General features: G+C 41.7%; 12 protein-coding genes. 3 read left to right on the top strand and 9 right to left on the bottom strand.

The genetic code is table 11. The features are described 5' to 3' along the window. Window positions 1-17 precede the first annotated feature (17 nt). From rpoD to GT589_RS02955, 8 genes are all read right to left on the bottom strand, one after another. On the bottom strand, window positions 18-1,157 hold the full coding sequence (rpoD, locus tag GT589_RS02990) for an RNA polymerase sigma factor RpoD (RefSeq protein WP_293395768.1): 1,140 nt from the start codon (window positions 1,155-1,157) through the stop codon (window positions 18-20). An 18-nt stretch (window positions 1,158-1,175) separates the two neighbouring features. Further along, window positions 1,176-2,933: a DNA primase gene (gene dnaG / locus GT589_RS02985; protein ID WP_293395765.1), complete on the bottom strand. Its 1,758-nt coding sequence runs from the start codon at window positions 2,931-2,933 to the stop codon at window positions 1,176-1,178. Window positions 2,934-3,085: 152 nt separating this feature from the next. Then, window positions 3,086-4,033, bottom strand: coding sequence for a J domain-containing protein (locus GT589_RS02980; RefSeq protein WP_293395762.1), 948 nt, complete (start codon window positions 4,031-4,033; stop codon window positions 3,086-3,088). A gap of 180 nt (window positions 4,034-4,213) precedes the next feature. Further along, window positions 4,214-5,050: a response regulator gene (locus GT589_RS02975; protein WP_293395759.1), complete on the bottom strand. Its 837-nt coding sequence runs from the start codon at window positions 5,048-5,050 to the stop codon at window positions 4,214-4,216. A 2-nt stretch (window positions 5,051-5,052) separates the two neighbouring features. Beyond that, window positions 5,053-6,324, bottom strand: a complete 1,272-nt coding sequence (locus GT589_RS02970; RefSeq protein ID WP_293395756.1) for a sensor histidine kinase — start codon at window positions 6,322-6,324, stop codon at window positions 5,053-5,055. A 156-nt stretch (window positions 6,325-6,480) separates the two neighbouring features. After that, the gene (locus GT589_RS02965) at window positions 6,481-7,530 is read right to left on the bottom strand and encodes a PTS sugar transporter subunit IIC (RefSeq protein ID WP_293395753.1); all 1,050 of its coding nucleotides are present in this window, start codon (window positions 7,528-7,530) and stop codon (window positions 6,481-6,483) included. 269 nt (window positions 7,531-7,799) lie between these two features. Then, a complete protein-coding gene (locus GT589_RS02960) occupies window positions 7,800-8,372 on the bottom strand; it encodes a flavin reductase family protein (protein WP_293395750.1) in 573 nt (190 codons plus the stop codon). A gap of 101 nt (window positions 8,373-8,473) precedes the next feature. Next, a complete protein-coding gene (locus tag GT589_RS02955; protein WP_293395749.1) occupies window positions 8,474-9,058 on the bottom strand; it encodes a DUF4230 domain-containing protein in 585 nt (194 codons plus the stop codon). A gap of 211 nt (window positions 9,059-9,269) precedes the next feature. Between GT589_RS02955 and GT589_RS02950 the strand changes: the two genes are divergently transcribed. From GT589_RS02950 to GT589_RS02940, 3 genes are read left to right on the top strand one after another with little or no spacing between them, the layout of a single operon-like run. Continuing rightward, a complete protein-coding gene (locus GT589_RS02950) occupies window positions 9,270-10,103 on the top strand; it encodes a transporter substrate-binding domain-containing protein (protein ID WP_293395747.1) in 834 nt (277 codons plus the stop codon). 57 nt (window positions 10,104-10,160) lie between these two features. Next, the gene (locus tag GT589_RS02945) at window positions 10,161-10,979 is read left to right on the top strand and encodes an amino acid ABC transporter permease (RefSeq protein ID WP_293395745.1); all 819 of its coding nucleotides are present in this window, start codon (window positions 10,161-10,163) and stop codon (window positions 10,977-10,979) included. Next, window positions 10,969-11,703, top strand: a complete 735-nt coding sequence (locus GT589_RS02940) for an amino acid ABC transporter ATP-binding protein (protein ID WP_293395743.1) — start codon at window positions 10,969-10,971, stop codon at window positions 11,701-11,703. The genes GT589_RS02945 and GT589_RS02940 overlap by 11 nt, the downstream gene beginning before the upstream one ends. A 36-nt stretch (window positions 11,704-11,739) precedes the next feature. On the opposite strand, the gene GT589_RS02935 is transcribed toward GT589_RS02940, so the two are convergent. Beyond that, window positions 11,740-13,092, bottom strand: a complete 1,353-nt coding sequence (locus tag GT589_RS02935; RefSeq protein ID WP_293395740.1) for an MATE family efflux transporter — start codon at window positions 13,090-13,092, stop codon at window positions 11,740-11,742. Window positions 13,093-13,180: the final 88 nt, after the last annotated feature.

Here is a 13,180-nt window from a genome sequence, read left to right as displayed (position 1 = left end):
ATAAGACGAATTTTTTTCTAATCCAGATAATCCTTTAGCTTTTTCGATCTACTTGGATGTCTTAGCTTTCTGAGCGCCTTTGCCTCTATCTGCCTGATTCTCTCTCTTGTGACATCAAATTCTTTGCCCACTTCCTCAAGCGTTCTTGCTCTGCCGTCCTCGAGTCCGAATCTCAGCTTAAGCACCTTTTGCTCTCTTTCGTTCAATGAGCCAAGCACATCTTCAAGCTGTTCCTTCAAAAGCGAGTATGCAGCCGCCTCAGCCGGAGCCGGTGCATCGTCATCAGGTATGAAATCTCCCAAATGGCTGTCTTCTTCTTCGCCTATTGGAGTTTCGAGCGACACAGGCTCTTGTGCTATTTTGAGTATCTCTCTTATCTTGTCTTCAGGCATCTCCATTTCAAGTGCAATCTCGTCAGGTCTTGGCTCTCTTCCGAGCTTTTGCAGCAGCTGTCTCGACACTCTTATTAGCTTGTTTATAGTCTCTACCATATGCACGGGGATTCTTATTGTCCTTGCCTGGTCGGCTATGGCCCTTGTTATGGCCTGTCTTATCCACCACGTTGCATATGTGCTGAATTTGAAACCCTTTTCATAGTCAAATTTCTCAACAGCCTTGATGAGTCCTAGATTGCCTTCCTGTATCAAATCGAGGAAAAGCATTCCCCTTCCCACATATCTTTTTGCAATGCTTACAACGAGCCTGAGGTTGGCTTCGACAAGTCTTTTCTTGGCATTTTCGTCGCCTTCCTCCATTCTCTTGGCTAGCGAAATCTCCTCTTCGGCGCTTAGCAGCGGTATTTTACCAATCTCCTTCAGGTACATTCTGACGGGATCGTCTATGCTTATGCCTTTTGGAACACTAATATCGCTCAGATTTACTTCGAGTTCAGCTTCAGTTTCGGTTTCAGCATCCTCGTCTTCGAATTTTTCTTCCTCTTCATCCTCGAATTTGCCTTCTTCGAACTTCTCCTCTTCTATGACTTCGATACCCATCTGCGCAAGGCTTTCGTATATGCTCTCAAGCTGATTCTTGTCCATGTCGAATTCTCCAAGGACATCGATTATTTCGTCATATGAAAGTGAACCCTTCTTTTTCCCCTTTTTTACAAGGTCATTTATAATTATCTTCTCGTCTTCAGAAATTCTTCCATTCATAATATCCCTACTTTCAGTTTAGTATTTTCTCAGCTCATTTTCTATGCCGAGTATTTGCATTCCTATTTTCAGGAGTTCTTTTTCCTTTTCTTCACAGTATCCACTGTCAAGCTGCAACTGTAGGTGTTTTTGAATCTCTTTTAGTCTTTCACTCTGCTTCTTTAAAGAATTTTTTTTCACCCTGCTAATCAGGCTCTCCAATTCTTGCTCGTCAACAGGGCCTTCCCCGTCAAAACTTAAAGCTTCAACTTCGTGTTCATCCAAAGCGGCAGCGATTTTTATCTTTTCAAAAATATCCCTGTTCAGACCGTTTTGAAAATCTTCCCCTTCAAGCTTTGCCATTATTACAGGCTTAAGACTTTCTTTTTTTACCGCCATCCAAAGCAGTTTTTTTTCAGCTATATCCAAACCATCTTTTATTGCATCCAGCTTGATGCTGCTCTTTACCTTTTCAGCAGGAACAACATTAAACTGCCTAGTGCTGAAATACTTGCCATACACCTGTTTTCCCAGAGCGCTCACTGATATTCCAGTTTCATTCGATATTTTTTTTATATAGTACTCTGCCTCAACAGGGCTATCCAAATCCTTAAGTATTTTTGAAACTTCCTTGCAGAAATTAATATTACCTTCATCAGTATTAATATTGTGCTCACGTTTTATCTCATCTATTTTAAATTGAACACTAGACACCGCTGCTTCCAACGCACGTTGAAAGCTATCCGCACCATTTTTTCTTATATATTCATCCGGATCCTTGCTGCCTGACAGATCAAGTACCTTGACATCTATACCCTTGGAGCTTAGTATGTCTATTCCTCTGAGCGTGGCTGCAATTCCTGCCCTGTCACTGTCAAATGCTATTACAGCCTTGTCAGTAAATCGTTTAACCAGACCTGCCTGGTCCATTGTCAGAGCAGTTCCAAGTGGCGCGACTACATTTTGGACGCCGTACTGATACAGTGCAATGACATCCATATAGCCTTCTACGATTATCAGAGGCTTTTCCCTTGATGCTATGTTTTTCTTTGCAAAGTTGATGGCGTATAAGTTTTTGCTCTTGCTGAACGTTATAGTTTCGGGTGAATTGAGATATTTGGGAAGTGATTCATCGAGCACTCTGCCCCCAAAGCCTATCACATTCCCTGTATGGTCGAATATGGGGAACATAATCCGATTTACAAACCTGTCCCTTATTCCATCCCCGCTTTTCTTTTCTGTCGCAAGGCCTGCATTCAACAAATCCTCTTTGCTGTAGCCCAAGCCAAGCAGATGCTTTGTCAGATTGTCCCATGCATCTCCAGAGTATCCCAGGCCGAATATTTTTATGGTCTTGGGATCCAATCCCCGCTTCGAGAGATAAGCCTGCGCCTTATTTTGGCCATTCCACAGCAACCTGAAGAAATATCTTGCAGCCTCAACATTTATGTGTTCATATCTTTTTCTTTGGTTTATTTTTTCACTCATCTCGGGATCAATTTCCCGCACAATCTCTATGCCAGCTTTTTTTGCCAACATTTCCAGAGCTTCTTTGAATTCAACATTTTCCATCTTCATTACAAACTTAATCACATCGCCGCCTTCTCCGCATCCGAAACACTTGTACATCTGCTTTGAAGGGCTGACAATGAAAGAAGGTGTTTTTTCACCGTGAAAAGGGCATCTTGCCTTGAAATTTGTTCCTGCCCTGTGCAAATCCACGTATTCAGAAATAATCTGGACTATGTCGCTTCTTTCTTTTATTTCGTCAATAAAATCTTCTGCAAAATAGTTCATCCCCATCATCCTTTGGACGGAATTATTGAAAAAAACGAATGAGCATGTATGTCTACACATTCATTCTGCCGTCTCCAAACAGGCAATATTACGCGCATTATAAAATCCCATCATTAAATTATACCACCAAAATAGTAAAAGTCCATACTTTTTTATCTATTCTCCTGCATCATTCCTGTTGTTTTCATAAGACTCTCATAAAGCCGTCTTTGTTCTTGTGTTAGTATTTTAGGATTTACAATTTTTATATTAATATACAAATCTCCCTCGTTTCCGCTCATATCCTTGTAACCGAGTTTTTTAAGCCTAAGGCGCTCGTCTGTCTGCGCGCCCTCCGGCACATTCACTTTTATTTTTCTTCCCAGCAGATTGATGGTAATGCTAGTGCCAAGCGCCGCCTGCCACGGATAAAGACTTATATCTTTGATTATATCAATTCCCTCTAGCCTCAAGCCCGGCTCTTCTGCTATGTCCACAGTCACCAATATGTCCATGTCCTCACTTACAGCTTCGCTTCCTGCTTTTTTTGATATTTTTAGCTTTTTACCACTTGTAATTCCTGCCGGTATGCTGAAGGATATGGTTCTTTCTCCCGCCGCATCCTTGATTTTGATGTTCTTGTGTACTCCGCCGTAAGCCTCTGCTATGCTTATGCGGGCAGTCAGCTCAACTTGCCTTCTAGGCTTTTTTTGATCGCTGCGTAAATGGCTTCTTTCTGCTCCAATATCGCCCCGGTGCGATCTGAAAAAGCCAAAATCCCCAAAAAGCATGTCAAAGAAATCGCTAAAGTCGCTCTGCTCCGCTCCGGTTCTGGTGTATGTCTTTTCCCAGCCGCCAAAGCCAAAGCTGGATGGGTCAAATTCGGTTTCACCCCTGAAATCGTAGCCTTTGCCAATTGAATCGTACTGCTTCCGCTTGGCTTCGTCCCCAAGCACTTCATAGGCTTCATTTATCTCCTTGAACTTTTCCTCAGCTTCTTTGTTTCCGGGATTCTTGTCGGGATGATACAGCTTTGCAAGCTTCCTGTATGTTTTTTTTATGTCCTGTGCGCTTGCGGACTTGTCAACACCCAATATAGAATAATAGTCTTTGTACTTCACCCAAATCCGCCCCCTGTAATTCAAAAAAAGAATATAGCTTAATTATACCCATAAGCAGCACGCTAACAACCATGCCCCTCCTCAATTAAACAAAAAAACTCCCAGCTCAGTAGCATGACTTAATATCACCCGTCTTGCCCTGATTTTGCCGTGAGCTTCATTGTCCAAATTTCATCTTAGTTATCTTGTAGAATAAAATATCATGCCGTCTATGAATTTTTTAAGGCTTATCTTGCCTCCCTTTGGAGCCTTGCCTCTTATAAAGTCCATTTCCTTCTTAACCTGTTCAAAGTTGTAAAGACCATTTGAGTATTCAGTGAATACATCATTCATGTAGTCTTCAATGCCAATGTTTGCTATGTTTACCATGCCAAGTGTAGCTGTTCGCCTAATCCTTTGCTCCATAGATTTGGGGTTGTCTGTGAACTTGGCGCAAAGCTCCTTTATTGTGTAGTCCGCCATACTCTTCTTGGAATCTATAAGATATTTGACTACATTTATTATATCGATGCTCCCTATTTCACCCATTATACCTATGCTTTTCATTATCTCTTTTATCGAGCTGTCAGCATCCTTGCTCTGCACAGGTTCGACCTTAAGAGTGCTGCCCCCGCCGAATATCTTCTGTATCTGGTTGAAAGCATTACTCATTTCAAGCTGATTTTTGACCTTGCCGATTATATTCTCAACCTCAACTGCATTAACAGGCTTGTAAACGTAATACTCGACTCCATTTTCGTAGGCTTTAGCAATCATATCCTTTGAAGACACCTGAGAAATCATAATAAACTGAACGTGAGGCATGGCCTTTTTCACCTCACCGACTAGTGTTATTCCGTCCTTTCCAGGCATAAGCAAGTCTACAAGTACAATATCAGGATTAAGGAGCTTTATATCATCAATGGCGTCAGTGCCATTTTGAGCATACCCGACTACATTTCCAAGCCCCCTGTCGTCCACTATCTTTTTGAGTATCCTTATGACATTTATATCGTCCTCTGCTATGAATATCTTCAACTCTAACACACCTCCAAAATACTTTTGGGTATCAACACCCTGAACACAGTTCCCTGCCCTTCCTTTGAATCTACAGCTATTCTGCCGTTGAGCTGTTTTTCCACAATATCTTTGACAAGACAAAGTCCAAGACCTCTGTTAATCTGCCCCGTATTGTAGTCTATCTTCGTCGAAAAACCCGCCGAAAAAATGTTCATGCTGTCTTCCATGCTTATGCCGCAGCCGTTGTCTGCCACACTGAAAATATAATCCGTATCGTTTTCCTTTTGACTGAATACAATCCTGCCGTTGCCTGCGCTGTCTATGGCCTCCATGGCATTCACTATTAGATTCCTGAATATCGACATGAGCTGATAGTGCTTTTCTGTATAAAAATTGCTTTCTTGGTTGAACTCCAATGTGAGCTTGTGCCCCTTTATTCTAGCTTCTGTAAGCATACTATCCTTTAATATCTTTATTATATCATTTAGATTCATGCCGGGGTCATTGAGCTTGTTTTCTATTATCTCCTCCACGCCCCTGAATATCAGGCCATATTCCTTTTTTATCTCGTGAACATCCTTGGCAATGTTGACTGATATTTGAGCCCAGTTGTCCTGGTCCTTTCCATTTGTTATTTTGTCAAACAAAGAATATGCATTGGACATGACATTTTCAATATTGTCCATATTTTTTTCCATCCAGTAAAGCTCTGTCTTGAGCTGAGATATTATCCACAGAAGCTTTCTGTACCTTTCCTCGTGGTTTTGCTTTAGCACAAGCATTCTGTAGTATTTGAGCGCTACAATTATGGCACATACTGTAAGCGCTCTTCCGACCGCTACAAGCATCAGCCATCCAGCTATCTCAAACTTCGGCTCCAACAGTTCCCAGTTTATTCTTATATAAAGCTCCACTATATTTGAAAAGAAATCGCATATCACTAGATTAGTAAAAAGTCTCTTCATGCGCATATTAGAGTTAGTATCATTCATCAGATGATAGAGCATACCGTATGCTACATAGAAAAACGTCTCTGGAAAATATGAGTCCACGGCAGACATGTAATCCCCGTTATTTAGCGCAAATATACCTATCCTCAGCATATAAACGAATATAGCCGCAAGCAATCCGGTTTGCGAAGGATTTATGCTTTCAAACAGATATAGTAGAACTGGGAACATTATTATTCCGAATGAAATTTTGAAATCTGATACAAAAAGATTGATGTAAATTTGCGATGCCAAGGCTACAATAACAGCAACAGTTACCATCCTCTTGATGTTTTCAAACAATATTATCGCCTCCAAAATCTGTCATACACTCAAAAGCAATGCAAGATTAATTATAATACAACAGCAATCATTTAAACACACTCTAAAGTGAAAAAGCAGGAATTAAACAGGCATTTTTCTAGCCGTTTACTCCTGCTTTATTGTATGTGGGTTATATTACATAGCTATTTGCTCGTTTTCTGGAAGCTCGACTGAAGCAGTAGTTTCTACGTTCTTTTTCTTGAAAGCAAGTTTGTACAGTGTGCTTCCTACAAGTCCGCCTATTATACCGCCTACCATCGCCAGACCCAGAGCCTTGACTACTAGTATCGGATCGTTGAATGCAAAAGGCGCTAGAAGCCCTGGTATAGGTGATGCTGTTCCCGGCGCGTTGTTGACTATTCCAAAATATGCTCCTGCCATACCAGCCAGACCTCCACCTATCATATTAGAGCCGAATATTGGTATTGGATTTTTAACTACTATATCTGCCTGTGTAAGAGGCTCAAGCATAACTGCTATTACATTACCCTTGCTTCCAAATTTAAGTCTGCTGAATACAACTCCGTTTGTGAAAGAGCCGCCAAAGCACGCTATTGCCGCTATGCCCATTGGAAGCCCCTTGAGGCCTAGCATTGCTGTAAGAGCCATAGAGCTTATAGGAGATGTACATATCATCTTCATCATACCGCCAAGCAGGAATCCCATAAGCAAAGGTGACTGTTCCGCTGCAACGATTATCATGTCTCCAAGGCTTGCCATCGTACCATCCACAACAGGCGCTACACCTGAAGCTATAAGTCTTGAAAGCGGTGCCAGTATAAGAACGCCGGCAATAAGGTCAATTCCCTCAGGAAGCCATTTTTCAAGTTTAGGCGCCACAAAGCTGAGCAGATATCCCGCTATGAAACCCGGAAGTATTCCTATTCCAAGCAGAGAAGCACCTATCGCAACAGCATATACCGGGCTGACACCCAGATTCATAGATACTAATATTCCCGCAGCAACGCCGCCCAGGCTGCCTGCCGCCGTGCCCACTTCCCCCAGGAAGTTTATTCCTATGAAGTCTCCGAAAATATATTTGTGTATAGCCTCTACGAGAAAGCTGGCGACTGCTGCGTTTGCCATGCCGCCCATTGCAAGCTGTCCTTTTGGCGCTTTGAAGCTGAATACCGAAAACAGCGCCAGTGTCAATAATAATAAGCTCATCCCTTTTACAATTTCCATTTTGTTACCTCCTGATTAAATATCATGTAAAGTTCGCACGAGCAGAAAAACGTTTTCTCAAGCATTAAAAAAATAATTGCTGACCGTCTTGAATTGAAATTTTTAATACTCATGCTTATGTTAAGATACTACATTCCCGGATACAAAAAAACTCAGCATACCTCAAATAACTCGATATTTTTTTCTGAAAAAATACAAAAAATCCGAACCTGTAACTAGTCCGGATTTCTGAAGACTCAATATGCTTATTTTGGTCATTCTATGATTTTCTATTCCATAAATTTTTTGCCTGCCGAGAAAGCGTCGGCTGCCTTTGCGCCGAATTTGAGATAATGCCTTATCTCAGGTGTAAACAGCACAGGATTTATCTTTTCAATATCAGGCTGTCCGTTTTCATCAAGGCATTCCTGCCTTATCCTAACATCCACAATCTCTCCTATCAGCTGTATGTGAACGCCTATTTCGACAACCTTGTGCAGCCTGCATTCTATTGCCACAGGAAACTCGTCTATGTACGGTGCATCTACAAGTTCTGACTTGACAGGCGTAAGCCCTGTTTTTTCAAATTTGTCAACATCCCTGCCTGACACCATTCCAAAATAATCAGCTTCTGCAATATACTCCTCTGACGGCAGGTTTATTGTAAAAGCCTTTTTATCCATTATGTTATCGTATGTCTTTCTCTGTGCCCTTAGCGAAACGCTTATGCATGGCGGATTAGAGCTGCATATGCCTCCCCACGCCGCATTCATTGCATTTGCTTTCCCATTTTCATCATAGCTGCCTACTATGAAAACAGGAGCCGGATATGCGATTGTTTTTGCTCCAAAGCTTTTTCTCATTGATAATTCCCCCATTATTATTTTATATTAATATATATTACAACAACTTCAGACTATGCTGTACAGCTGTCGCGGAATTACTCGCAGCTGCCTGTCTCAGCCTATTTTTTTCGAACTTCAACTTTTATATTTTCAAAACCCATCGCGCCCAGATAGCTATAGAGCACTTCCTTTGCCCGTTTGTTGGCCTCGTCCAGAAACCCTCTCTCCAGGGCTTCCTTTTCAATCCTATCCTTTTCCCGCGCGAGCAGCTCAAGAATGTCATTTGATTCTATCCTGTTGAAAAGCGAGGACTTTTCATCATATATGCTGACATCATTTTCATCAATAACGTTGTCTGTTATGCTTGCCCCATCAACATAAACGGTTATATTTTTGCCATTTATATCCAGTTCTACGCTTTCCATATCAACACCGGCCTTCATATAGCCGCTGAACACTATAAGCAGCGACTTTTGGGTAAATGGAAGCGCAATGTCGTTTATCTTTTTTGAGTCCTCAAGCAGCGCTATGTCCTTGTATTCATACTTGAGGAGAGCCAGCTCCGAAATACTCGTAATCCTTTCCCTTACAATGTCTGATTTCATATTGTCTCTTTGTGTTCCAAAATCCAATACTGCATACACGCCAACTAGGAGCGCTGCTAATGCAGCAACTATTATAAGTTTACGGCTGCCTGCCTTCATATCAACAACCTCCCTCCGCCCGCAATTAATCCGGTTTTACATAAGACTTTCGGAATTGTTTCATATTACTATTTTACAGCAATATTTATGTTTGCGCCACACCAGCTATGATTTGAAGGTTTTTATGTTAACTTTACTCTGTTTCTCTGCCCTCTACAGGGGTATCAATACAATGTTTCAACTTTAAACTTTACACTAGGGGGCTTTTAATATGAAGAAGATGATTTCACTTGGCATATGCACAATTCTTATGACTGCAGTTTTTGCTTTTACTGGCTGTTCCCAGAAAGACAACGCTGCAGAGCAAAGTGATAAAAAGGAGCTTGTAGTCGGTATGGAGCTGGCATATCCTCCATTTGAAATGACCGATCAAAAAGGGAATCCTACAGGGATAAGCGTGGATTTGGCCTACGCTCTCGGGGAGTATCTCGGCCGTGATGTTAGGATTGAAAACATGGCATATAACGGGCTTATACCTTCTCTTATGACAGGTAAAATCGATATCATTCTTTCTTCAATGACCATAACTGAAGAACGAAAAGAGTCTATTGATTTTTCTGACCCCTATGCAAAGGCTTATCTATCCTTGCTTATAAACAAAAATTCACCTGTTCAAAAATTTGAAGATCTTAACGTTGAAGGCAGAAAGATAGCAGTAAAGAAGGGGACAACAGGTCACTTATACGCCGAGAAAAATCTGCCCAACTGTGAAATAATGGTTTTCGACAAGGAAAGCGCATGTGTGCTTGAGGTTGTACAGGGCAAGGCCGATGCTTTCATGTACGACCAAATGACAATATACAAGAACTGGCAGCAAAATCCCGACACTACCAGAGCTCTCCTAGAGCCATTCCAAGAGGAACTTGAGTACTGGGGAATCGGCCTTAGAAAAGACGATTCCGAGCTAAGGGATCAGATAAATGCGTTCCTCAAGGAATACAACGAAAATGGCGGATTCGACGAGCTCTCTATGAAATATCTTGCTGAGCAAAAGAAGACATTCGACGAACTTGGAATACCGTTCTTCTTCGATATCGAAAAATAAGTTGAGCTATTACTGCAATTAGACATCTAGCCTAAAATGATCAGGAGTTGTAATAAAATGGACAGTAAAGAAAAAAAACCACTTTCAAAAAATTTCAATATCTTTTGGGCCGAAAAAGGACTTGAATCCGACTCTAACAGGATCAAACGATTTGTAAATATAGCTCTGGTAGCCCTTATACTGGCCGCTGTTCTCGCGTACTCGTTCAGCAAACTTAATTACAGCATGCGCCCTGAGACAATATATGAATACAGGTATAAGTTCTATACCGGATTTGTAATGACAGTCGTAATAAGCTTTTTTTCGCTCATACTGAGCCTGGGCATAGGGACATTTTTTGCATTTGCCCGAAAATCAAAATTTTTGCCCCTTCACTATCTAAGCAAATTCTATGTCGAGATAATAAGGGGCACCCCACTTCTTGTGCAGATATACGTGTTTTTCTATATTGTGGCTACTGCCTTCAGCCTGGAAAACAGATATGTCCTTGGAATCTTAATACTTTCGATATTCTCAGGGGCATATGTGACCGAAATAATTCGTGCCGGAGTGGAGAGCATTGAAAAATCGCAGATAGAGACGGCACGCTCTCTTGGATTCACGCCGTATCAAAGGTATAAGTTCATAATAATACCGCAGGTTGTCAGGCGAATAATGCCTCCACTTGCAGGCCAGTTCGCTTCGCTTGTAAAGGATTCATCGCTGCTTTCCGTAATAGCCGTAAGCGAATTCACAAAAAATGTGCAGGAGGTTGACTCGATCAACTTTGCATCTATTGAAAACTATATGGCTCTTGCAATTGGATACATCATTTTGACATTCCCAATATCCATCATTTCCAAAAAACTCGAAAGGAAATTCTACTATGAATCTTAAAATATCCGGGCTCAACATGAGCTTTGGCGTGAATAAAATTTTAAAAGACATAAACCTGGAAATTGAGAATGCCCATTCAATTGTTATAGTCGGACCTTCAGGCGGCGGTAAATCCACACTCCTCAGAATTCTAGCAGGCCTTCAGCTGCCAAGCAGTGGAAGCATAGAAATAAATGGCAAGAATATGATTTTTGAAGAAAAGAATCTCCAGGAGTATAGAAAAACGGTGGGCATGGTGTTTCAGTCCTATAATCTTTTCCCCCATCTTACTGCAATGGAGAATATTGTATTGCCGCTTGTTGAAATACACAAACTAGCGCCAAGTGAAGCTCTTGATCGTGCAAGCAAGCTTCTTGGAAGATTCCAGCTGCTTGAACACGCCTACAAGAAACCAATCCAGCTTTCAGGCGGCCAGCAGCAGCGAGTCGCCATAGCGCGAGCTATAGCTATAAAATCGCAGTTCCTCCTGCTGGACGAGCCCACCTCAGCCCTGGATCCCGAGCTTACTTCGGAAGTGCTGGAGATGATAGATGAGCTCAAGAATGATTTCAGAGACCTGGTGCTTGTGACACATGAGATGGGCTTTGCAAAGAGAGCCTGCGACTACACTCTTTTCATGGCTGACGGCAGAATCCTAGAGCACGGACCGAGCAAAAACCTATTTGAAAAACCTGAATCAACGCAGCTGAAAAGCTTTTTGGCAAAAATACTTGAATGGCACTAAAAAATCCCCAAACGGGGATTTTTTATATGCCTATATTCAGTCAATAATTCCTATCTTCTTGAATACGCATGACACATAAAAATATGTGATTGCTACAGCAGACCAATTAACTGCAAATATCCCCCACCATATACCGATAATTCCCATTTCGAGTGTGCTGGCGAATAAGTAAAATACTGCTATAGGGACTGCAAGCTGCCTGTATAATCCTATATATACTGCAAATCCGGGCTTTTTTATTCCCTGGAGTGCAGAAGTGGCTATGTTGAGCAGCACATATGTGTTGAAGGTTAATACCTCTATTCTAAGATATGCCGCTCCAGCCTTTATTACATCCAAATCCCTTGTAAATAGTCCCATGAGCTGACTGGCAAACGGAAATACAACAGCCATGGCGCATGTCATTATTACAACTCCATATTTGGCAGCCTTCGAAACTGCATGTCTTATACGTTCATATTTTTTAGCCCCATAGTTCTGACCTACAATTGAAAGCACTGCAATATTGAGCCCAATAGCGGGCAGAAGAGCTATCTGCTCTATTCTTATTGCTATGCCATATGCAGCTACTGTCTTTGCATCTGAATACTTCATTATGAAATAGTTAATTACAAACATGCCAAGAGCGACAGTGACCATGTTTAAGCTTGAGGGTATTCCCTGCCTCAGAATTTCCATGTAGTGTTTTGTAGAAGGAACGAGCTCTGCAATCTTTAATTCAGGTATTATGTTCTTCGACACTATCTTTTTGGCCAAGTACAGATTTCCCACAAGCTGAATAAGCACGGTGGATAGAGCAACTCCGTATATGCCCATAGCAGGTACAACACCCCAGCCAAGCACAAACAGCGGATCAAGCAGGACATTCATGAAGAAACCCAGTATGAGAAAATTTCTATAGGGCTTAGTATCGCCATTTGCTGAAAGAATGGCATTGAGCACCGCATTTAGGGCAAAGAAAACAACTCCCAGGAGTATAACTCTCATATATTTTAATGCTTCTGCAAGCGGCTCTCCCTGTGCTCCCATGCTCTGTAATAGTATTTTTGCCGTGACACTGCCAACTATAATCAATGCTGCTCCAAGCAGCAATCCAAGCGTCACCGAGTCAATTGAGTATTTTCTGGATTCACCTTCAGCGCCCTTGCCAATCTCGTTGGAGATGATAGCCGTGGTTCCAGTTCCAATGCCGGAGCTGAAAGCAAGTATTATAAAGAAAACAGGGAACGAAAACGCCATTCCTGCCACTGCTTCCGTCGACACCATCGCAGCAAACAGAGTGTCCACAACGTTAAACATGGTATTGAAGAAAAAGCCAGTACTTGCCGGTATAGAAAGCTGCTTTATTAGGTTTTCGATTTTGCCTTCCGTAAGCCTGATTTCCTCCATATAATCCATTCCTCTCAGCATTAATCATTTATTTGTCACACTATTCAACCGCTTTTCAGATTTATACCCCAAACAAAACAAAATCTGC

Origin of the sequence: Peptoclostridium sp. (assembly GCF_009881055.1) — a bacterium.
GTDB lineage: Bacteria > Bacillota > Clostridia > Peptostreptococcales > Peptostreptococcaceae > Peptoclostridium_A.
The sequence above is the reverse complement of the archived record's forward strand: the minus strand, read 5'-3'. Positions and strand labels throughout refer to the sequence as shown.